The organism is Mycobacterium sp. ELW1 (genome assembly GCF_008329905.1).
Classification (GTDB): domain Bacteria; phylum Actinomycetota; class Actinomycetes; order Mycobacteriales; family Mycobacteriaceae; genus Mycobacterium.
This window is the reverse complement of the sequence record NZ_CP032155.1, coordinates 1,252,767-1,274,337: the sequence shown is the minus strand read 5'-3', so window position 1 is coordinate 1,274,337 and position 21,571 is coordinate 1,252,767. Positions and strand designations below refer to the sequence as shown.

The 21,571-nt window shown below is 64.2% G+C and carries 19 protein-coding genes and 1 pseudogene; 4 read left to right on the top strand and 16 right to left on the bottom strand.

Annotation, left to right across the window (positions count from 1 at the left end):
• Positions 1-8: 8 nt before the first annotated feature.
• The 7 genes from D3H54_RS05940 to D3H54_RS05910 all read right to left on the bottom strand — a co-directional run bounded on the left by D3H54_RS05940 (position 9) and on the right by D3H54_RS05910 (position 10,027).
• Complete coding sequence (locus tag D3H54_RS05940; RefSeq protein WP_149378273.1) at positions 9-1,145, bottom strand: ATP-binding protein; 1,137 nt, start codon at positions 1,143-1,145, stop codon at positions 9-11.
• Positions 1,142-3,271 carry a TnsB C-terminal domain-containing protein gene (locus D3H54_RS05935; protein ID WP_149378272.1) on the bottom strand — a complete coding sequence of 710 codons (2,130 nt, stop codon included), beginning with the start codon at positions 3,269-3,271 and terminating at the stop codon, positions 1,142-1,144. The genes D3H54_RS05940 and D3H54_RS05935 overlap by 4 nt, the downstream gene beginning before the upstream one ends.
• A complete protein-coding gene (locus D3H54_RS05930; protein ID WP_286199123.1) occupies positions 3,268-3,993 on the bottom strand; it encodes a TnsA-like heteromeric transposase endonuclease subunit in 726 nt (241 codons plus the stop codon). Before D3H54_RS05930 ends, D3H54_RS05935 begins: the two co-directional genes overlap by 4 nt.
• Before the next feature lie 690 nt (positions 3,994-4,683).
• Complete coding sequence (locus D3H54_RS05925; RefSeq protein WP_149378271.1) at positions 4,684-5,355, bottom strand: hypothetical protein; 672 nt, start codon at positions 5,353-5,355, stop codon at positions 4,684-4,686.
• Positions 5,356-5,357: 2 nt separating this feature from the next.
• Positions 5,358-7,325: a hypothetical protein gene (locus tag D3H54_RS05920; protein ID WP_149378270.1), complete on the bottom strand. Its 1,968-nt coding sequence runs from the start codon at positions 7,323-7,325 to the stop codon at positions 5,358-5,360.
• Between the two features lie 1,582 nt (positions 7,326-8,907).
• The gene (locus tag D3H54_RS05915; protein WP_149378269.1) at positions 8,908-9,585 is read right to left on the bottom strand and encodes a S1 family peptidase; all 678 of its coding nucleotides are present in this window, start codon (positions 9,583-9,585) and stop codon (positions 8,908-8,910) included.
• A gap of 118 nt (positions 9,586-9,703) precedes the next feature.
• A complete protein-coding gene (locus tag D3H54_RS05910) occupies positions 9,704-10,027 on the bottom strand; it encodes a hypothetical protein (RefSeq protein ID WP_149378268.1) in 324 nt (107 codons plus the stop codon).
• A gap of 405 nt (positions 10,028-10,432) precedes the next feature.
• Here D3H54_RS05910 and D3H54_RS05905 point away from each other — a divergent pair, with 405 nt between their 5' ends.
• Positions 10,433-10,618 carry a hypothetical protein gene (locus D3H54_RS05905; protein WP_115321859.1) on the top strand — a complete coding sequence of 62 codons (186 nt, stop codon included), beginning with the start codon at positions 10,433-10,435 and terminating at the stop codon, positions 10,616-10,618.
• A gap of 82 nt (positions 10,619-10,700) precedes the next feature.
• Positions 10,701-11,753, top strand: coding sequence for a patatin-like phospholipase family protein (locus D3H54_RS05900; protein WP_149378267.1), 1,053 nt, complete (start codon positions 10,701-10,703; stop codon positions 11,751-11,753).
• Here D3H54_RS05900 and D3H54_RS05895 read toward each other — a convergent pair.
• The 8 genes and pseudogenes from D3H54_RS05895 to D3H54_RS05870 form a co-directional block, all read right to left on the bottom strand.
• Entirely contained in the window at positions 11,734-12,585 is an 852-nt protein-coding gene (locus D3H54_RS05895) for a patatin-like phospholipase family protein (protein WP_149378266.1), read from the bottom strand. The genes D3H54_RS05900 and D3H54_RS05895 overlap by 20 nt on opposite strands.
• Positions 12,582-13,803, bottom strand: a pseudogene (locus D3H54_RS05890) (ankyrin repeat domain-containing protein). Before D3H54_RS05890 ends, D3H54_RS05895 begins: the two are co-directional and overlap by 4 nt.
• A gap of 155 nt (positions 13,804-13,958) precedes the next feature.
• Positions 13,959-14,546, bottom strand: coding sequence for an RHO alpha subunit C-terminal catalytic domain-containing protein (locus D3H54_RS31660; protein ID WP_286199122.1), 588 nt, complete (start codon positions 14,544-14,546; stop codon positions 13,959-13,961).
• A gap of 2 nt (positions 14,547-14,548) precedes the next feature.
• Complete coding sequence (locus D3H54_RS31655; RefSeq protein WP_286199121.1) at positions 14,549-14,989, bottom strand: aromatic ring-hydroxylating oxygenase subunit alpha; 441 nt, start codon at positions 14,987-14,989, stop codon at positions 14,549-14,551.
• Positions 14,937-15,785 carry an ABC transporter permease gene (locus D3H54_RS31650; protein ID WP_286199120.1) on the bottom strand — a complete coding sequence of 283 codons (849 nt, stop codon included), beginning with the start codon at positions 15,783-15,785 and terminating at the stop codon, positions 14,937-14,939. Before D3H54_RS31650 ends, D3H54_RS31655 begins: the two co-directional genes overlap by 53 nt.
• Positions 15,782-16,033 (bottom strand): ABC transporter permease subunit, encoded by a 252-nt coding sequence (locus D3H54_RS31645; RefSeq protein WP_286199119.1) that lies wholly within the window; start codon positions 16,031-16,033, stop codon positions 15,782-15,784. Before D3H54_RS31645 ends, D3H54_RS31650 begins: the two co-directional genes overlap by 4 nt.
• A complete protein-coding gene (locus D3H54_RS05875) occupies positions 16,030-16,902 on the bottom strand; it encodes an ABC transporter permease (RefSeq protein WP_286199118.1) in 873 nt (290 codons plus the stop codon). Before D3H54_RS05875 ends, D3H54_RS31645 begins: the two co-directional genes overlap by 4 nt.
• 82 nt (positions 16,903-16,984) lie before the next feature.
• Positions 16,985-18,229 carry a polyamine ABC transporter substrate-binding protein gene (locus tag D3H54_RS05870; RefSeq protein WP_149378265.1) on the bottom strand — a complete coding sequence of 415 codons (1,245 nt, stop codon included), beginning with the start codon at positions 18,227-18,229 and terminating at the stop codon, positions 16,985-16,987.
• A 132-nt stretch (positions 18,230-18,361) separates the two neighbouring features.
• Here D3H54_RS05870 and D3H54_RS05865 point away from each other — a divergent pair, with 132 nt between their 5' ends.
• Positions 18,362-19,738: an aspartate aminotransferase family protein gene (locus D3H54_RS05865; protein WP_149378264.1), complete on the top strand. Its 1,377-nt coding sequence runs from the start codon at positions 18,362-18,364 to the stop codon at positions 19,736-19,738.
• Between the two features lie 25 nt (positions 19,739-19,763).
• Positions 19,764-20,906: an ABC transporter ATP-binding protein gene (locus D3H54_RS05860; RefSeq protein WP_149378263.1), complete on the top strand. Its 1,143-nt coding sequence runs from the start codon at positions 19,764-19,766 to the stop codon at positions 20,904-20,906.
• On the opposite strand, the gene D3H54_RS05855 is transcribed toward D3H54_RS05860, so the two are convergent.
• A complete protein-coding gene (locus D3H54_RS05855; protein WP_102808852.1) occupies positions 20,903-21,556 on the bottom strand; it encodes a TetR/AcrR family transcriptional regulator in 654 nt (217 codons plus the stop codon). The genes D3H54_RS05860 and D3H54_RS05855 overlap by 4 nt on opposite strands.
• Between the last annotated feature and the right edge of the window lie 15 nt (positions 21,557-21,571).

The window sequence follows — 21,571 nt, the reverse complement described above, 5'->3', positions numbered from 1 at the left end:
GGACCGGCTCACGACACCCCGGCGCGGGCTGTCTTCGGTTGCACGCTGAGGCGGCGAGCGCGAAACGCGATCTCCAGCTCGGCCCGAGCGCGCTCGGCAGCACTGTCGATGCGGAACGAGTCCAACACTGTGCGCGTTAATGATTCGGTGCCGGTGCGGATTGCTCGGGCGCAGCCGCGTCGGATGAGTTCCATCAGTGAACCGATGTGACCGGTGCTGCGGATGAACAGGTAGTCGAGCATCTCACCGTCGGTGAGCATCCCGGGGCGCTTGTTGGCCAGGATCAATCGTTCTTCCACGGTGCTCAACAGGGTGCGCCACTGGCGCCGTGCCCGATCGGTGTTCACCGCGTACGGTCGCATGTCCAGCGTGGTGGTGCGGCGCAGCGTTTGGGCGAGGACAGCGTCTTCGTAGGCCGGGCCTTCCATCAGAATCCCGCGCTCGCCCAGCCCAACGCCAATGAGTAGCAGGGTGACGGGGAAATCGTTGGCAATGTACTTGAAGTGGTTGCTGATCTCGATTCCGCCGTGCTGTTGCCAGTGCAGGAAGTGCACGTCATCGACGATCAACAGCCGGGTCTCACAGCTCAGCACGCAGTCCAGCGCCCATTTCCCTAGTTGTGTCGTGGTCGCGCGCCGCCGGCCCGGGTGTGCGTAGAAATCGCATAGGGCGGTGTTGAAGTCTTTCATGCTGGTGTTGCCGCGCAACCCCACCCGGCAGACCGGCCACCGTTCATCGCCGGCGCGGGTGAAATCACCGTAGCGGGCGACCTCACGCTGGTGATATTTCTTGGCGAATTCTTCTACGGCACAACTTTTTCCAAGACCTGGGTAGCCGTCGATAGCGACGGAGCCTTTGGCGTGCTGGCCGTCTTGTTCGTTGCAATCCACGATGTCCCACAACGCTTCGTGTACCGAGGCAAGCATCGGGGTCTTGAACGGGCCGAGATTGTTGTGCCACTCCATGCGGCGCCGGTTGTACTCATCAGCGCCGCCCTCCCCCAGCCCACGAATCTGACTCTTGGACAGCAATTCCGGGCGTACACGCGGACGTGCGTGCACGAAGTCACCCCAACCTTCTTTACGCGCCAAGGTGAGGTTGTCCAGGTGGGACACCGGTGGCGGCGCCGCAGCCTTCGCACTCACAGGTCCTCCAGGGTGTCATCGTACACGCCATCGGTGACAGCGAACGGGACATCATCGAGATCGTCGACGATGGATGCGGCCTCCTCAGCGGCTGCCTGGGCTGGATCGATGCCGGCCAGGACCCGCTGTGCGGTCGGAAGCGCGCTGACACTTATCGCAGCAGCCAAATCGGTTTCCAAAGAGGACTGTTCGCGACACACCCGCAGCGCAGCGCGACGTTCCGCCGGGGACCGGCCCGGGCTCAGATTGCGTCGTTCCAACAACTCCGCCAGGGCCAATTTGTCGTCGAACACGGGGTGCCTGGCTTGGGCGAGCCGGCGCGCGAACGCCAAGCCGTCCTCATTCATCGGTGCCGTCAACAGGGATGCGTGTGTCCACAGCAGCGGATGCCACGTCCGGGTGTGGTGGAGATCGAAGAAAAAGATCTGGCGGATGTCATCGGGATTGACCTGAAACGGCCACTTACCCTTCTGCTCGGTGAAGGGGCTCTTCCTGCTGACATAGTCGACGAGCACGCTGCCCCGATAGACCCGGCCGTTAACTTCCACGCCATAGTGCTGGATGGTGCGCCACACCACCGGCAGGAAGCGGTACGCGAGGTCAGGATCGCGGGGCACCTGCAGATAGCCAGCCCGAGCAATCCCGTGCTCGAACATCTGCGCCGGCGACATACCCAACGACCACAACCCCGGCTCGCCTATCCCATCGTGTGGCCGCCGGTGATAAACGCACGCCACCCACTCCCGCAACAGTGCTTCCAGCTCGTCGAGGAAGAAGTAGGCCTCCGACTCTGGGGAGAGCCCGCGGGAATACACATCAGGACCCTTATAACCGGGCAGCTCCTGCAAGAACCCCTCCCGAACCGTGCGGAAGAACCGCTCCACTGGACCCTTGTCCCGACCCGTCCGAATCCTCGCCGGCTGGATCGAGATCCCCGCTTGCCGGCACGCACTGGTCAGCGCCTCCCCCACGTAAATCCTGCCGTGATCAACCACAACGGTCTCGGGCACGATCGCTGGTGACGCGGCGAATACACCGCCAGCGTCCAACGCCTCGACGTCGATCAAAACCGATTTCGGAATCCCGTGCGGCGGCCACACCGCCTCAGTCGGCCAGTCCCGCCCTGCCGGAGCAGGCCGCAGACACTGATAGAGCACAGTGGCGGCATCGAAGGCTTTCGCCGACCCGGGGGTCAGCCGTAATCCAGTGATACATCGCGAATACCAGTCCATCGCGACCGTCAACTCCACACTCGTCCAGCGCAACGTCTGCGGGTCCATCGCGAACACATCCAGGCGCGTAGTATCCATCAACACGTACTCCCCCGGCCGCGCCGGATGCAGCATGCCGTAAGCCTGGATCGGCCGAGCAGCGATGTCCCGGTTCCGTTTTGACGAATGATGAAAGATCGGATGGCGCAGCTCAAGGGTTTCGAGGATCTCATACGCACGCGTACGTTCAGGCAACGGAACACACCCCCGGCCGTAGGTAGCGGTGATGCGTGCTCTCGCCTGGGCGATGATGTGCTGTTTACTGGGGCGCGACGAGTCCGTATGTTCGATCATGATGTCTAGCGCAATACGCTCAAAGACCGCGAAACGAGTTGCTTCCGCAGCGATTCGGGCCGCATGACCGGAGAGCAGACCAGCCTCGCCATCGCGGAGATAGTCCGCGACCCACCGCTCGACCGTGCGGAATCCGATATGCAGTTCGCGCGCTTTCGCAGAGATACGTTCAGTACGTGACACATTCGACCCATATGCGGCACGCGGCTCGGCCGCCGAAGCGGTCCGGGCACTGCCCGAACGGTACCCAGTAAGCACTTCCCTCACGTGGGCCGCGCGATCACGGGCTCGACACCTATCAGACTCCGATGCAGCACCCCAGATCGTGGCGACAGGCACACCAGCATCGGGGAGTTCCGGTTTCAGTCCGTCGTCGAGCAAACGGACATCATCCGAAAACATGACTTCGCTTAAGGCGATTCGCCGAAAGACTCCGCTGCGGAGATCCTTGGTCGCCAGCACCACATCACCTGGTCGACAATGCAACTCGACCACTTCCACAATCTCGCCGTCATAGAGGAAGCGGGTGCCAATCCGGACGTCCGCCGTTGCGGGCTTCATGGCTCCTCCAATACCGTCGACGGGCTCAGCGGGTCACCAAGGTCGGCGCGCAGTTCGTGGCGCCAAAGCAAGTTAAAGAGCGCGGCGTGACGAATGGGCCGAGGGAAATCCTGAAAGTTACTTGCAGCGCGCGCAATCGAGCCCCCAGTCAATGCGGGTATCGCCGCCCGCATCGCATCGCTCAACGCAGAAGGCACCAACCAGTCACGCCGATAGCCCGCGAGAAAGCGGATGTTCGCAAACTCAACCGGTTCCGACTCCGACACCACCTGGTAACCCCAGCCCAGCCGGCCGACCACTTCATTGGTCCACGCACACAACGTCTCGATATCCGGGTGAGCCAGGCGCTCCCGACGCACCACATCCACGACCACCGGGCCATCGACGGTGTCCCACAGATAGTCCGGAATGTGCCGGCGGAGCCGACCTCCGACGTCAGCGCTCAACAAGAACGGCTGAGCAACCATCGCGCGTACATCAGGGTCGAAGTCTGCACGGATCAGACACGACAACTCCAGCCGCGACTCATAGATGACATGATCACCAACCCTCGACGACCAATACGTCCCCGAGTAGTGCCGCTGACCGAAATACCACCGAAACGTCCGCCACGGACTCGCCGCCAACAACGCCGCCACAGGCGCACGACCCGCCGGCAGACACCGCTCTTCCCCCGCCGCGGGTCGAAAAGCGATCACCGCGGAAGAGACGTCGACATCCACACCAACCGACACCACAAGCTCCGCGAGCATTACACCTACCCACTCAGAGTGGCACCACCTCGTTCCGGAATGTCGCCAAAACGGGGAACTTGGCCGTCACCATGTAGATCCAGAGCCCGGAGTCTCTTCAAACAGGCCGGAGACGGCGCACGTCAGCATCCCTTTGTGGCCACCGACGGAGACCGAGCCCGAGATCACGGCCAGCTGTACCAACGGTTCTGCTGACGCTTCTCGACCTGGGCTCGGCAATCGGCACAGTCGACGCAGAAGCTCGACGGACCGACACCTGACGGGACGATCCTGACGTGAATTCCAGGGTGGCGGCAATAACCGCAGCTGATGAGGGCCTTCACGGGCCTCCATTCGGTAGAAGGTTGGAAGCCGCTGTCGCGGACCTCCCCCCTTTCCCGGTGGAAATCGGCTGAAAAACATCATCCACGACACGTGATCCTCATCACACGGAAGGGTTCCCCGCCCGGTCTAGGTTTCGTCATGTGACGCCACGCGGATTGCGACTTCCTGACGTGGGACTGTGTTCGGGGATGTTTCGCGCCTGAATTGGTGTTAGCCTGACTGTAAGCAAGGAACCGGCCCTCCGGGCGTTACGCCTCGACAGTCGGTCTGGCCCCCGGTGTAGCTACGGCAGCCGGGGGTTGCTTCTTTTCCCAGGGTCGCACGATCGGGACCGCATCAGGTCAGCGCTACGAAATGCGACTGATCCTTGATGATCTGGAAGAGGCTGCGGTCCTGATGCGTGATCGTGCGTCGGTACGCCGATGCCGCGAGGTCGGGAAGCCAGAGCAAGTGCTCGCACGACGGCGAGGTTTGCAGAAGCCGCGTCTGCCGGGGCACCAACTTGGTCGAGACCAGCTCCTTATGGTTGGCCTGGTCCTTATTTTTGAAGTTGCGCTGGTTGCGCTCTTCCAGGATGAGGAGATCGACCGGGTCCCAAGCGCCGGTTCGGCCGGTCGTAAGTGCGACGGTGAGCGCCTGGTAGCACTGCTTGCGTGCCTCCTCAGCGTCGGAGTCATCCGCGTCGACGGTGACGCGGTGTGTGATGACACAGGGCTCGATACCCTCGGCTAGGTAATCGAGCATCTGACGCGTCAACGCCCGCCCGTCGTCGGTCTTCAATGCTTCGCTCGTGTGCCAGTAGTCGCAGTCGGCGATCTCGTCAAGCCCCGACCGCAGCGTAGCCATATCCTTCACCGCCACAAGAACCGCGGTGAACAGGTAGAACGAGCCTTGATGGGAGCCATCAGCCGGCGCCTGATAGGACTCGTCGAGGTACGCCACTGGCCCTTTGGTGCGTTCGTACGCATCGTGAACAGCCCGCTGTGCCGGGCGGATGAAGCCATCCACCGTCAGCTCGCTCGTATCGTGCCAGTGGGCGCGTCCGTCGACTCCTCGGCTCGGGCTAGGCGGCGAGCCTTACGTCGGAGTCGATCACCTTCGCCTGCGGTGCCACCGCAGGCGATCGCTGCCGCCGGCCATGTGACTCTGGGCTGACTCTTCTCGCGCAGGATCTCGCGCTCGCGGTCAGTGAACTTCCACCACACCCGCAGAATCCGCGGATCGGTGATCTCCTCCTCTACGGCGGCCGGATCCGGTGCAGCTCGATCAGCAGCCAGGTCCCGTAGCACAGTTGGCGCGCCGTCGGAGTCGGACGCGGCAACCGGCTGATCGAGGGACAACAGCGGCTTACCCCGGAAGCTGAGGTCGGGATCCGTGCTCAACCGGGTGACTGCCCGATGCTCCTTCAAGGTGAGCGCCCGCAGGCGCGAACGAGGATCGAAGGTCAGCGACAACAGGCCGTCGGGCAACCACGAGCCGACGTTCATCAGTACCAAGGTGGCCGAGCACACCAAATCCCACGACACGTGCTGGAAGTCGAGCCAGTCGAGCAGGAATCTCCGCACAGCTTCGCGAGCACGCGGGTCGTTGCGTTCCAGCATGCGAACGACATTCAGCGCGGTCCGCAGCGCCAACTGCGCGGCGCGCATCCCCCGATCAGCAAGCGGCCACAACGACCGCATCATCTCCGTGATGGACTCCGCTGGCGCGCGCAGAGCATCGTTCATCCACGACATCGGATCCGGGAACCGCGACGACCCGTACATAAAATCGTGGATGGAACGCTGGCTGCGGCGCATTACCTCGTCGAGGTGCGAGCCGTATGAGCCCATGGCCGCTCCGCGAAGCTGATCGGCGACCCCGCCAACATGTCCACCGAACACGCCACCGACATCCCACCGTTGCGTGCCGGCCAGCGCCGCGTCCATGACAGACCGCATCCCGAGCAAGTGGTCCACGCCGTGTAAACCGACCATGTCGCTCCACCGCTGGCCGATCCCACCCATGGCCGCCTGCGCACCCAGCGCCAGACCTGGCGACCCCACACCCCTGAGCTGCTCGAGCGGCGAAACAAAGCTCCGCTCGCCAACCATGCTGGCCAGGCCGCGCAGACCAACCAGGTCACCGGCCCGCTCCCCGACCACGCTGGCCAAGCCGCGCAGACCAACCAGGTCACCGGCCCGCTCCCCGACCACGCTGGCCAAGCCGCCCAGACCGACCATGTCGCTCCACTGCTGGCCGATCCCACCCATCGCCGCTTCACGAAGCTGATCAGCGACCCCACCAACATGTCCACCAAAATCCCACCGTTGCGTGCCGGCCAGCGCCGCGTCCATCACAGACCGCATCCCGGGCAAGTGGTCCACGCCGTGTAAACCAACCATGTCGCTCCACTGCTGGCCGATCCCACCCATCGCCGCTTCACGAAGCTGATCAGCGACCCCACCAACATGTCCACCAAAATCCCACCGTTGCGTGCCGGCCAGCGCCGCGTCCATCACAGACCGCATCCCGGGCAAGTGGTCCACGCCGTGTAAACCAACCATGTCGCTCCACCGCTGGCCGATCCCACCCATCGCCGCCTCGCGAAGCTGATCAGCGACCCCACCAACATGTCCACCAAAATCCCACCGTTGCGTGCCGGCCAGCGCCGCGTCCATCACAGACCGCATCCCGGGCAAGTGGTCCACGCCGTGTAAACCAACCATGTCGCTCCACCGCTGGCCGATCCCACCCATCGCCGCCTCGCGAAGCTGATCAGCGACCCCACCAACATGTCCACCGAACACACCACCGACATCGCCCAGGGCATCCGCGGCCGCGCGCTGGACCTGGGCGGTCACTAGATCGGTCAATGGACTGCCCCCGACGGTCATCGCAGATTGCACGCCGGCGGTGACGGCGTTGGTCAACGCCGTTCGGTCGAAGTGCGCTGCGTCGTCGGGGGCGGCGTCTTCAGCTTCCTGATCGTCAATCACCTTGCTGTTCTCCTCCATGTGCACCCCGCACCGGTCCGGCGGGTCTACCTAGAAGGGGCTTCAACAGTCCAAAGCGGCAATGATGTGACGCATATCACCAGATTGGCTTCCGTCCAGGTACGGAGTCCACTCACCCAAACGGTCGATAAGCGGTACCGATGACCAATTATCGCAGGTGGCCCCGACAGTTAGAGCGTGTCGCGTTCTGGGCGGCCTGGTGTTTCGCGCCGCCACGAACTCGGCCCGGCCGATACCCGACGTTGACGGTCGAGGCTTAGTTCAACGAGCTGGCTGGCCGCGCACTCGCACTCAACCCGACGGTGCGGAGACCAATTCCGTTAAAGATTTCGGGACGGCCGACAACCGTCCGTAGGCACCGATTCACCGCTGTCACCGGCGCCAGCGTCTCCACCGACATCGTGGGGTAGTTCGGACGCTATTCAATACGGGAGGTTGTTTGGGTGGGGGTCGCTCACGCCGTCGAGCTTCCAAGCTCAGTGAGAGCGCATTTCCTGTCGTCAGAACAAGCGACTGGCCTACTCGCGGCAGTAAGCCGAACTGCGGCGAGGAACGCAGCGCAGCAATTCGAGGTGCGACCGCCGCGAGCGGGTACGCCATGTTCACGACTTCGGCAGCCTTCACTAGCGCGGCCGTGGCTTCTTGCTCACTGGACAAAGCTCCAGCATGTGCAGCTTTGTTCCGCGGAGCACCCACCTCCTGGAATAGTCGCTTGGGTAGTTTCCCGGATTTAAAACTGTTGTGGAGTTCGACAAGTTTCGCGAGACCGTGATGGTTTGAGAACTGGTCCTCGCGGTCGACTTGGCTGGTTCCTGCGAGGTCAAATTTCCGGTCGATGAGCGCTGTAACCGAGAGCTCTGCTGCGGTGCACGCATCGATCACTGCCCTCCTGTACTCCCGCGCGTTCAAGAGCGATCGTGCGTCCCTGATGAATAGCCACTCTTCATGGGGTGACGAATTGCTCGCCGCAAGGTCCATAGCAGCTTGGATGCGTGAGTGGTCAAGAACTTCAACCCAATTCAGGCCACCACTCATCACCTGGTAGTTGACCCCAGCTCGCCGGCGCCCGTCGGGATCTCCACTCCACATTCGAACCGAGTCATCGAGGATGTTGCGTTGTGCGCGTCCCAGCCCGGCAAAGTCTTGCATCGTGAGCACGTCGAACCAATCGCAAACCAAGCCCCACCACTCGGCGAGTTCATTGCCGAAGCGTAACGCCGCGGCCCGAAAGGACTCGTCATCGCAAGCATCGACTTCTGAGTGCACTACGCACTGCAATACATGGGCATACCTCGGGCTACCTGCTCCGCCTGCGACTGAACCCCAATCATCTTCGGGGTCAATGGGGAATGACGTTGCGGTCTTCGCCTTCGCGAACATAGCGCCAGGAAGGCCGCCTTATGGATCCCTCGTGCATTTCCGGCAAGGTGAGCGAAATATCGTGCGAGGCTGTACGCGACTGGAATGTTTGACCAAGGCAGTCAGGTGCAGCGAGGAAGCCATCGCCGCAGCGGAATGCCGCCTCGAGGGGCCAAGACGACCCGCCGTCGCCACGGTCAGCCATCTAAAGATCCGACACTGCAGACTTTTTCACGAATTCATCGATCGCATCTGTAGCGTGGTTGATTCCGAATCCGACGAAGAACCCTGTATTCGTATTGACACGTCCGATCGCTCTGCCAGCATGATCGTGCACGAGGACCGGGGTCGTTTGATAGCCGTGAACGACGCCCATTACGTGCCATTTTCCAGTCATGTTGTGTTTGAACACGATTGGGCCTCCCGAGAATCCTTGCAGATTCATGCCGTCGAACATCCAGACCGGAACGCCTGATGTCGTTTTGGTCATCCCGGAGAGTACGGCTTTCTTGACGAAAGGAAGTTGCTCACCTTCGTTCTGGGTACTCCAGCCCAGGGGGAAGCCAAGGAAGTAGCTGTCTTGTCCCAGCGCGACACCGGATGTACTTGGCTCTAGCTCGTAGTTCAACGTGAGCCGTTTGTGGAAGAGCGAGAACACCGCAACGTCAGCGTCGGGATTGGTCGGAACGTGTTCGAGTCCGTCGTATGACTTGCCCTCACGGCTTACTACCTTGACCTGTCCGGGCTCGACACCTTCAACGACATGCTGCGCCGTCACTAGCCATTGGCGTCCATGGCGATCAATCGTGAATCCTGATCCACTTCCACCATCTGGTCGCCAAATCTGCAAGGTTCGGTGCATAGATTCGGTAGTAACAGTCATATAGATCCTCCATTGCTATGTTGCAGTCTACGAATCCTCTGCCTACCGTCCCCGGCGAGCAGACCGGCGTTTATCCGACTCTGCGGCGGCCAATGGGCGTACTGACGACATCTCGCCTCTACACGGATGCGCGTGTGTTTATGGTTTGCGTGGATGCCTTCTGGCCCATGACATTCGACCTCGATATGCCCGCGATATCAAAGAACATCGAGCGGGTGCTTCCGGTCATCCCGTATACGGCTTCGGGTCGCGGCAGCCGCTTGCGGCCTGTACGGAACTCGCTCTCGAGCTCCCGAGTCCGCAATGTGTCAAGTTCGAACAGGCCGTTGTTCTCGAGCTTCACATAGCCATCAAGCGACTTGTTCAACTGGAAGACCTCGTCGAGGTCGTACCAGAAGTGGCCGAGAGTCCCCTCCATGGTTTCGCGCAGTCTGTCGGTCATGACCGGATGCTCCCACCCTGACATAACGGGGAACTCAGGAACACCGCGTGGGCGTGTCGCGTACCGACCGCCTTCGCGAACGCAGCTAGAACCTCGGGCCGCTGATGGCGGCAGCGTCTGTACAACTGCTGTGACGGTTTCGTTTACAGGGCGAACTTCAAAGAGGACGACCTCCAGTTAGCTAGCTAAGCTATTGAAAATCCGCTCGAAAATGGCGGATCCGCCATCGTCCGCCATTTTCGAGCGGAATCCGCCATCTTTGAGCGGAACCTACAGAATCCGATTACTGCCAGCCGTCGTTCAGTTGCTGCCACCGGAATTAAATGCCTGACCTCGCGGTTTACCTCTTTGTAATTGATCGGCGAAAGCCGGCACAAGAGGAAACCAAAGAAGAGGCACATCATCATGACCAAGTACGCGGTCGCGGGCCTGCTGGGCACCGCGATGAGCGCGCTCGTCATCGGCCTGGCCGCCCCGGCGGCCGCCGCTCCCAGCGGGTCCGGTGACGCCCGCGACACCACAATCGATTCGCTCGGATACACCGTGGGTGGCGACAAGCTCGGCACCATCGACGTGATTCAGCGCGACTGAGCGCGGCGCGGTGACGCGCGCCACCACGGAAGGGCATCCCGAAAGGGGTGCCCTTCCGCTGTCGGTGAGCAGAATGGACGCCATGCCCGACCAATTCCCCACCTCTCGGGTCGCCCTGGCGCTCGGCAGCGGCGGTGCGCGGGGCTACGCGCACATCGGCGTGATCGACGAGCTGACACGTCGCGGCTACGAGATCGTCGGTGTCGCCGGATCGTCGATGGGTGCGTTGGTGGGCGGCCTGCACGCGGCCGGGTCGCTCGACGAATTCGCGGAATGGGCCCAGACGTTGACGCAGCGAGCCGTGTTGCGGCTGCTCGATCCGTCGATCACCGCGGCCGGCGTGCTGCGCGCCGAGAAGATCCTCGACGCGGTCCGGGACATCCTCGGCGACGTCACCATCGAGAACCTGCCGATCCCCTATACCGCCGTGGCCACCGACCTCATCGCGGGTAAATCAGTGTGGCTGCAGCGCGGGCCGGTCGACGCCGCGATCCGCGCCTCGATCGCCATCCCCGGCGTGATCGCGCCGCACGTGCTCGACGGCAGGCTGCTGGCCGACGGCGGAATCCTCGATCCGTTGCCGTTGGCTCCGATCGCCGCCGTCAATGCCGACCTGACGATCGCGATCAGCCTGTCCGGCCCCGACCCCGAGGGCAGCCAGGACACCGCCCAAGCCCCGGAAGCCGCCGCCAACACCGAATGGCTCGGCCGGTTGTTGCGCAGCACGTCGGCACTGTTGGACACCAATACCGCCCGCTCGCTTCTGGACACCCCCGCGGCCAGGTCGATGCTGAGCCGCTTCGGAACCAGTTCGGTGTCGGAGGACGGCGACGACGTCGAGCCGAGCAGCGATGATCAGCTGATCGACAGCTCACGCGAAGCCCCGATCCCCAAGCTGGGCAGTTTCGCGGTGATGAACCGCACCATCGACATCGCGCAGGCCGCGCTGGCCCGCCATCAGATGGCAGCCTATCCCCCGGACCTACTCATCGAGGTACCCCGAACCGCTTGCCGCAGTTTGGATTTCCATCGCGCCGCCGAGATCATCGACCTTGGCCGAGAGCTGGCCGTCAAGGCACTGGACGGCTACCGCCACATCGGTCCGGAAATCATCATCACGCCAGAAACTCCGTGACGGCCGCCGCCACCCGGCGGCCCTGCTCGCGTCCGGCCAGCGCCGACGGGACCCGGCAGCGCGGGTCCAGCGGGTTGGGACCGAAGGCGCTCAGGGACGCGTCGTCGGCGAAGACGGCGAAGGTACGCGCTCGGAAGCCGGCGATCTCGGCCGCGGTGCCACTGCCAAACGGAGACGGCGCCGATTCGCTCGCCGGCACCAGCACCACGGCCGTCGCGCAGTCGGCAGCCACCGCGGTGTGGACCGAGCTGCTGACGCCGCCGTCCATATAGCGCCGGCCGCCGATCGTCACCGGCGGCCAGGTTCCGGGCACCGCGCAGCTGGCAGCAACGGCATCGACGAGGTCCACACCAGACGACGAGTCGAACACGACAAGTTCCCCGGTTGCGGTGTCGATAGCGGTGATTCGCAAATCCTGGTGCGGCCAACGATGTTCGGGGAGTCGCGCTTCGATGACGCGTCTGCGCACCGCCTCGCCGACGGTCGGCGTGTCCAGCGCGATGCGTCCGATCCGCTGAAGTTTCTCCGTCAGCTCGCCGGGTTCGGCCATGGCCGTGAGGAATAGCGCGGAGATCGCGTCGATGTCCACCCCCGGGTCGATTTCCGACGAGGTCTCGGCAGTCTGACGTTCGAAGAGTGCTTCCAGCGACAGCGAGCTGCTGATCTGTGCGGCAACGGTCGAGCCGGCCGAGGTTCCGACCAGCACATCGGAATTCAGCAGACTCTGCGCGGTATCCGGCGATTCGTCGGCGATCCCGCGCAAAATGCCGGTCTCCCAGCCGATGCCGGCGATACCGCCGCCGGCCAGTATCAGGGCCCGTTTAGTGGTCACAGCGTGTGAGTCTGCCAGTTGCTCAGGTAGTCGATCGCGTCGGTCTGGTAGGCGTGCTGCGCCCATCCCAAAGGCGTCGTCCCATAGCGAAAGTCGACCAGATCCGGGTCCGCACCCGCGTCGAGCAGCCGACGTATCAGATCCAGGTCGCCGCTCCAGGCCGCGTGATGCAGCGGCGTGGCGCCGTCGGCGTCGCGGACGTTCGGGTCGTCGGGAAACGACGGTTGCACCAGCTCGGCTCCCGAAACGTCGATCCCGTGGCGAGCCAGCAGGGCCAGTCGGTCTGCGAAGCCATGGTCGGCGGCCCAGTCGATTTGGCGCTGCCACATCTGGGCGCGGGTCTCCATCGCCTCGCCCAGGCGACGCTCCCACGGACTCGGACCGGCGTCGGCCAGGCCGTGGTCGAACAGCAGCTCGAGGTGCGAATCGTCGGCTCGGAACATCCGGTTGTAGAGGGTCTGCTGGTCGACGGGATGCGCGCCGCGTTCCAGCAGCAGGCGAGCCAGCGCGGTCGCGAACCGATGCCGGGGTTGACGGCCCGGGCCCTGCTCGCCTTCGCCGAACACTCCGGTGAGCGCCGTGAACGGTGTCGACAGGGCGCGCCACAGATAGCCGGCGTTGGGATCGGCGCCGGCGTCGAGCAGCACAGTGGCCGCGGCGATGACATCAGTTTCCTTGTGCGGCAGCCAGACCCGCGAATAGCACAGATACAGCAGCGGCACCCAGCCGAAAGGTCCGCCGGGTGCGGTGACCAGTTCCGGCCGATCCTTCAGGTGACGGGTCAGAGCGACCGGGTCGGCGGCCGACGCGGCCGCCCATGCGTGATGCTGCGGCACAGCAGGATTGGACTCGAGCAGTTCGGCGCGGCCTGCCAGCGTGGTGGGGCGTCGGTGTGGTCATAGCGCAACGACGCGAGCGAGCAGAACTGATCGGCGACACCCAACGTGGCCATGTCGATACCGCCGGGGTCCACAGCAAGTTCGTCGGCGACCGCCATGAACTCGACGAGTGCGGGCCAGCCGCCGAATCCGTACCGGCGAGCGATCGCAAGTTGCGCGTCGTGCAGCCGAAAGCGCTGCAGCGCAATGTCCGGCCGAGGGTGATGACGGTGGACGGCCTGGATCGCTTCGCGGTCGTTGGCCATGACGCCGCGTTGCAGAGCGCGGGCGTCGGAGCGCAACCGTTCCAGTGACGGGTTGTCGGCAGGGTGCTGGCCATGACGGCCTCCTCTCACGTGCCCTGCGTCCGCGAGGCCGGGCCGAGAAGGAGGTCGGTCAGGATTCAAAAGCCAAAAGCAGGGAGGCTGAGCCTCTTCGAGCGGACGTCGGGCGGTCCTGCGCGCCCGAACCGCACGTTACCAGCTCTGCGTGCGGTCAGCGAGATCCGGTGTAGGCCCGCGCGACCCGGGTGACGAACTGGTAGACGCCGTCCTCGTCGGGCGCCAGCGGCCCCGGCTTTGCGTGCGGCGAACTCAGCCCGCGCTGCACCGACTCGCATGCAGCCCAGTCCTGCCGGTTGGTCAGGTCCCAGAAGTCCACCGCGTACGACGGGTCGAAACCGGGCTTGTCCAAAGCTTCTCTGGGAAAGGCCCACGCGCATTCCACATGGGTGCGGTCGACGGCCAGCGGTGTCATCAGATGGGTCATCACATAGTCGGGGTGCAGACTCACCAGCAGGTTGGGGAACCCCACCAGATACATCACCGTGCGCAGCTCGTGCTCGGACAGGCCCTTGATCGCCACGCCGCCGCTTCGCCCGCTCAGCGACATCGTCTCGGCCTCGTCGATCATGCCCATCCAGCCACCCATCCAGTCGCCGGGCAGGTCGATGTTCTCGCCGCTGGTCGGTGGACTGATCTTCGACAGCTCGGGGTGAATCGTCGAACAGTGGTAGCACTCCTGGTAGTTCTCGATGATCACCTTCCAGTTGGTCTCCAACTCGTAGGAGTGCCGCGCGACCACCGTCAGGTCCTCGGTCCGGTAGGGCCGACGACGTCTTCGAGCCCGGCGATGTGCGCAGCGAAATCGCCGGCGCTGCCGCTCGGGTCGACGAAGAGGTAACCGTGCCAGTCCACCAACGCCAATTCGGTCAAACCGAACTCGTTCGCGTCGGGGCCGCCGATACCGTCGAAGGCCGGCGCATTACGCAGCTCACCGGTCAGCTTGTACGACCACGAGTGGTAGGGGCAGATGATCCCGCGCCGCTTGGCGCTCGCACCGCAGGCAAGCAGCTCGTGACCGCGGTGTCGGCACACGTTGGCGAACGCGCGCACCCGGCCGTCTTCACCGCGCACCAGAAGGATTCCGTCCGAGCCCGAGCCGACCGCCTTCTGGGCGCCGACACCATCCAGATCACCGCATGGCCCACGCAATGCCAGCCGCCGAAGATGTTCTGCTTCTCCCACTCGAAGACCTTCGGATCGACGTAGGCCTCCCGCGGCAGCATCCGCGACTGCCCGAACGGGGCGAGCGCAGCCGCGAGGCCCTCGGCAGGCACCGGCGCCGGAGTCTGTTTGAACATACAGTCAGACTAGTCCGGCGACCGGCGCAGGTCCAGAGATGGCACGGCTCAGGCCTCTCCGGCGAACGCGGCGATGCCACCGCCGCCGCGGTGTCGTCGCCGCGAGTCAGCCGGCGGTACACCAGGTATCCCACGGTCACCGCTATCAATGCCGCGACCAACAACAGGGTCGCCAGTGCGTTGAGTGCCGGGGTCGGTGCGGCACGGGCAGTGTTGTAGATCTTCACCGAAACCGGTTCAGTGGCCGAGTTTCCGGACAGGTAGCGCACCAGCACGAAGTCGTCGATCACGTCGGCGAACACCAGCACCGTACTGGCGAAGATCGCCGGAAACAGCATCGGGACCGTCACCCGTCGCAGCGCCTGCATCGGGGATGCTCCCAAATCCATTGCAGCTTCTTCATATTGGGAACCGATCGTGGCCAGCCGAGCACGCACCAGGACGGCCGGATAGGCGATCTGGAATGTGACAAGACCGATTACCTGCGCGGAGGTTCCCAGCCCGAACGGTAAAGCCAGCGAGGTCATCACGAACAGGAGTGCGACAGCGAGCAACACCTCAGGGACCACGAACGACACCAGCATCATCAAGTTGGCGCCGGCCGGCAACCGCCCACGCCACCGGTCGATGCCGATGGCGAACAACACACCCAGCGGCACTGTGATCAGCGTGGTGATCACCCGAGTTTCAGCGTCTGCAACAGAGCGGTGTGCAGCGACGCGTCGTGCCACACCGACTTGGTCGCGTCGCCCCAGTACCAGCGAAAGGAGAAGCCCTGCCAGTTGGTTCGGGACCTGCCGTCGTTGAAGGAGAAGGCCACCGCGATCAACACCGGCAGCAGCGACCACACCAGATAGCCGGCGGTGACCGCCGTCAGGATCCATGGTGGCCGCCACGGGTCGCGCCACCACGCGACCGGCCCCCTCATGTGGACACCTGGTCGCCGCGTGAGGTCACCCGCACGTAGTAGAACATCGGCACCACGGTCACGATCAGCACCAGCATCACGAATGCACCGGCCTGCCCGGTCTGGCCGGGAGACTGCACGCTGTCGTTGATGAGGTTGCCGACCATCGCCGTCTTCGGGGAGGCCGACAGCATGTCGGAGGTGAAGTAGTCACCGAGCATCGGCAGGCAGGTCAGCAGCACGGCGGCCACGATCGTCGGCCGGCACATCGGCAACGTCACCCGCCAGAACGACCCGAACCTGTTGGCGCCCAGATCCCGAGCCGCTTCCAACGTCGCCTGGGGCAACCGGTCCAGACCGGCATAGAGCGGCAGGATCATGTACGGGACGTAGCCGTACACCAGGCCGAGCACCACCACCACCGGCTGCCCGGTCAGCCAGTGCACCTTGACGTCGAACAGACCACCGAGGCTGAACAGCCGGTTCACCATGCCGTCGTCCTGGAGCAGGTTGACCCAGGCCAGCATTCGCATCATGTAGCTGATCCAGAACGGTGCGATCAATGCGGCCAGCAACGCCCCCGCCCATCGACCAGACAGCCGCGCGGTGAAGTAGGCGACCGGAAAAGCGATCAGCAGACACAGGACGCTGGCCAGCACCACGTAGACCGCGGTGCGCACCAGTGCCGGACCATAGACACCGTCGGCGCCGACGATGTGGGTGAGCACGTAGGTGAATTGAGACGGGTCCCATTCCAACGGGTTCCACACCGGGATGGGTGTGCGGAAGATCGGGTCGACCTGGCCGAATACGATGGCCAGCACCACGTAGAGCGGCGCCAGAAAGAACACGGCAAGCCATAGCGTGCCGGCATCGCCAGCAGAGGCCACAGCCGGCTGTTGCGCGTGCGCGGCACCGCGTCAGGATCCCCACAAAACAAAGACAGGCTGTTGCGCGTGCGCGGCACCGCGGTCAGGATCCCCCGGCCTTGAAGGCTCGCCAAACATTGTGCCAGGCAGCATCATTGGTGGCGTCCAGTTCCAGCAGCCGGTATCCGGTATCGAAGTACTCGGGACGCACGATTGCGCTCTTCAGGTTTTCCGGGACCAGGCCTTCTGCGACAAGCGAGTCCGGGTTCAGCGACACCTGCGGCGGCTGATACCCGATCTGCTTGAAGTTCTGCTTGGCCACCTCGGTCTCGAGCATGTGGTTGAGGAACAGGTGTCCGAGCACCGGGTTCTTGCCGCCGCGCAGGAGCACGATCAGATCGTTGTCCACCAGCCCCTTGCCGTCGGACGGGAACCAGTAGCGCAGGATCTCCGGACCCGTTCCCTCCGGCAGGTAGTTGACGGCGTTGACGATGTCCCCGGACCACATCTGGGACAGTCCGATCTGTCCTGCGGGCAGGTCGCTGTACATCGTCACCGTGACCTTCGGCGACGTCGCCTTGACCAACTCGGTCAACTGGTCGCCGAGCTTCTTCAGATCGTCGGCCGAGGAGGTGTTGACGTCGGTGATGCCCAGCTTCAGCAGCACCATGGCCATCGCGGTGTGCCAGTCGTCGATGACGGCAGTCTTGTTCTTGTAGGCCGGATCCCACAGCGACTCGTAGGGGTTCTTCAACGCGCCGATGTCGGCGGGCACCTGGTCGGCGCGCCAGCCGATGCCGGTGGTGTACACGGTGTAGGGCACGGTGAAGCGCCACTCCTGGTCGTACCAGGGGTTGGCGAAGAACGGCCAGACGTTGGTGATGTTGCCGATGTAGCTGTGGTTGAGCGGACGGACCAGGCCACCGTTCACCAGCCGGCTGATCTGGTCGTAGCTCGGGAAGTAGATGTCGTAGTCGACGTTGCCGCCGCGGATCTTGGTGATGGCCTCGTCGGTGTCGTTGAACGTCGACACCGCCACCTTGGTGGCGTACTTGTCCTCGAACGACTTGATGGCGTCGGGCGCGATGTAGTCGGCGTAGCTGTACAGCTGCAGCGTGGCACCCTTTTCGGGTGCCAGCCCGTCCGCGATCGGCTTGTTGTCGTTCGGTATGTCCCACTTCACCGGGTTCTGCGGTGAAGCGATCTTCAGAGTGGGGGCCGAAGTGAATTGTCCCCCTTTGGAACACGCGTCGAGAAACGCCACGAGCGCGGGAGTTCCCGCAGCCAGCAGGGCGGCCCGCTGGAGGAACTGCCGACGATTCGGGCCGGGACCGATGGGTGCTGGCATCCGCGCCTCCGTGGTTCGAGTCGTCTCGAGTCTTGATCGCTCCCTGGACTCTGGCATAGACTGAACGCTCAGTCAATAGATGTCGGACGGCTTTTTCGCAGGTCCGCACGCTAATCGAGCGGAAGGTGCCCCGTGGCTTCGCCGACAATCGAGAGCCCGGTTCAGGATGCGGTCGACAGACTCATCGCCGACCAGGAGAAGGTGTTCCTGGCGCGTCAGCCGCGCAGCACCGAAATGATCTGCCGTGCAAAGGAACACCTCGCGGGCGGGGCCACGTCGAACTGGCAGATCGCCCAGCCGCAGGCGGTGTGGATGAGCCACGGTGCGGGCTCGAAGGTCTACGACGTCGACGGCACCGAATACGTCGACATGCACGGGGGCTACGGAGCGTCGATCGCCGGCCATGCTCACCCCGCGATCGTCGCGGCGGTCAGCCGCCAGGTCCGCCGTGGCACGCACTTCGCCCAGCCGACCGAGGACGCGATCTGGATCGCGACGGAGCTGGCCCGCCGATTCGATCTACCGTTGTGGCGCTTCGCCAATTCCGGCACCGAGGCGACCATGGACGCCGTGCACCTCGCCCGTTCGGTCACCGGACGGGACCTGATCATCAAGGTCGAGGGTTGCTATCACGGCCACCATGACTCGGTGCAGGTCTCGGTGCTGCCCGAGGCAGACCAGGTGGGCCCTCGCGACCATCCGATCGGCGTGCCGGGCAACACGGGCATCCCGGCGGCGATCCGCGATCTGGTGGTGGTGGTCCCGTTCAACGATCCCGAGGCGGTGGCCCGGGCACTGGCCGTGCACCGCGGGGGCATCGCCGCCATGATCTTGGAACCGGTGATGATGAACGCCGGCATCATCCCACCCGACGCCGGCTATCTGGCCGCCATTCGCGAGCTGCTGCACGCCGACGGCGCCCTGCTGATCTACGACGAAGTGAAGACCGGCTTCACCACCGGCCCGGGTGGAGTCACCGCGACATCGGGTGTGGTTCCCGACATCGTCTGCCTGGCAAAGGCTTTGGGTGGCGGCATTTCGGTCGCCGCGATCGGCGGCACCACCGCGGTGATGTCGGCGATCGCCGACGGCCGGTACGAACAGGTCGGCACCTTCAACGGCAACCCGCTGGCGATGGCCGCCACCAGGGCCACTCTCTCGGAGGTGCTCACACCGGCGGCGTACACCCGGATGACGTCGCTGGCGCAGCGGCTTCGCGGCGCTCTGGAGGCGACCGTGACCGAACACGGTTACGGTTGGCACGTGGTGAGTGTCGGAGCCAAGGGTTGTGTGACGTTCAAGCGCGAGCCGGTCCACGATTTCCGCGATTTCCTGCACATCGACGACCGATTGGGCCACCTGCACTGGCTCATGCAGCACAATGGCGGTGTGTTCCTACCACCGTGGGGCAAGGTGGAGCAATGGTTGTTGTCTGTTCAGCACGACGAGGCCGATGTCGACCGATTCGCCGCGAACTTCGCCCGGCTGGCCGAGGCGGTGGCGGCCTGAGCGCCTGCTGTCGGGACGGCCGCCGGTGACCGGCGGCGCCATCCGGCTGCATCAGCTGGCCAAGGCGTTCGACGGCGTTCCCGCGGTGACCGGAATCGACCTGGATATTCCAGCAGGACAGTTCTATTCGCTGCTCGGGGCATCCGGGTGCGGCAAAACCACCACGCTGCGGATGATCGCCGGGTTCGAGAAGCCCGACTCGGGGCGCATCGAGCTCGACGGTCGAGACGTCGCGCAGGATCCCCCTCACAAGCGACCGGTCAACACTGTCTTCCAGACGTACGCGCTGTTCCCCTTCATGTCGGTCTGGGACAACGTCGCATTCGGCCTGCGCTACCAGAAGGCACCCAAGCCCGAGATCACACGCCGCGTCGGTGAGGCACTCGACCTGGTCCGGATGCACGAGTTCGCCAAACGGCGCCCCACCCAGCTCTCCGGCGGCCAGCAGCAGCGCGTCGCGTTGGCTCGTGCGCTGGTTCTGCAGCCCCGGGTACTGCTGCTCGACGAGCCGCTCGGCGCTCTGGATGCCAAGCTGCGCAAGCAACTTCAGCTCGAGTTGCGAGCCGTCCAGCGCGAGGTCGAGATCACGTTCGTCTACGTGACCCACGACCAGGACGAGGCGTTGACGATGAGCGACCAGATCGCCGTCCTGGCCGAAGGTCGCGTCGAACAGGTCGGTCCGCCGCAAGAGATCTACTCCGCCCCGGCAACGACCTACGTGGCCGGGTTCCTGGGCGCGGCAAATATTTTCGACGCCGAGGTGCTGGAGAACAACGACGGTGCGGCGCTGTGCTCGGCGCTGGCGACACGCCTCGGCGCCGCGGTGGACGCCTCGTGCCGGCCCGGGCCCGCGGCGATCGTGATCCGTCCGGAGCGCATCGCCCTGCAGTCTCCAGAGGATCCGGTATCGCCGGGGCACAACGCGATCCGCGGTACGGTCGCCCAGGTGGTCTACCACGGCGCCTCGACCCAGGTGCACGTCGACGTCGGCGAGCCGACGGCTCTCGTCGTCGACGTCCCCAACCGGTACGGTCCCGGGTCGGCGGCATACGACGCCGGAATGCCCATCACCTGTGTGTGTTCGACGGACGCGGTGCGGGTGCTGGCCCGCAGCGCAGCGGTGGTGATCAAGGATCCGGCGGCGGATCTGGTCGCCGGTCCGGTTTAGCGCGAGCGTCGGCCCTTACCGGCAGCCACCAGGGTGCGCTTCTCGCGCGGCAGGTCCAGCTCCCGTTCGGCGAAGCGCATCGCGATCTCGTAGGCGACCTTTGAATCGACTTCCGGGTCCTCGAGCGCCACCTGGATCGACAGGCCGTCCAGCAGAGCGGAGAACTCCAGCGCGAACATCTTCGCGTCGACGTCCGACTTCAGGTCGGCCGATTCCACGGTGTCGACGATCATCCGGCGCCAGCGCGCGTCGAGCTCCACCCGGCCTGCTTTGACTTCGTCGTGCCGAAATGCCTGCGCCCACAGATCGAACCAGAGGCCCCACGCCCCGGGGATCTCGTTCTCGGCCTCGGGTACACATGTCCACTGGATCAGCAGAGACAACCGTTCGCGAACCGACGGCACCTCGGCGAGCATCTGCTCGGCCGCCTCATAGAACGATTCCTCCGAGTGCCGCAGCGCGTCGACGAGCAGCCGGTCCCGGGTGCCGAAGTAGTAGATAACCAACGCCGAGCTGACCCCGGCCCGTTTGGCCACATCAGAGATTCTGGTCTCAGAGAAGCCGCGTTCGCAGATGAGCTCCGCTGCAGCGCGCAACATCTGGATGCGCCTCGCCTCATTGTTCTCGGTCGCGGGTGCAGGATCTGCCATCTCGTCGTACTCCCC

Excerpts from the sequence above, each read along its gene's own strand:
- D3H54_RS31645 (WP_286199119.1), bottom strand. The coding sequence starts at position 16,033 with ATGAGGGGGCCGGTCGCGTGGTGGCGCGACCCGTGGCGGCCACCATGG.
- D3H54_RS05915 (WP_149378269.1), bottom strand. The coding sequence starts at position 9,585 with ATGACTGTTACTACCGAATCTATGCACCGAACCTTGCAGATTTGGCGA.
- D3H54_RS05870 (WP_149378265.1), bottom strand. The coding sequence starts at position 18,229 with ATGCCAGCACCCATCGGTCCCGGCCCGAATCGTCGGCAGTTCCTCCAG.
- D3H54_RS05900 (WP_149378267.1), top strand. The coding sequence starts at position 10,701 with ATGCCCGACCAATTCCCCACCTCTCGGGTCGCCCTGGCGCTCGGCAGC.
- D3H54_RS05905 (WP_115321859.1), top strand. The coding sequence starts at position 10,433 with ATGACCAAGTACGCGGTCGCGGGCCTGCTGGGCACCGCGATGAGCGCG.
- D3H54_RS05855 (WP_102808852.1), bottom strand. The coding sequence starts at position 21,556 with ATGGCAGATCCTGCACCCGCGACCGAGAACAATGAGGCGAGGCGCATC.
- D3H54_RS05910 (WP_149378268.1), bottom strand. The coding sequence starts at position 10,027 with ATGACCGACAGACTGCGCGAAACCATGGAGGGGACTCTCGGCCACTTC.
- D3H54_RS05935 (WP_149378272.1), bottom strand. The coding sequence starts at position 3,271 with ATGAAGCCCGCAACGGCGGACGTCCGGATTGGCACCCGCTTCCTCTAT.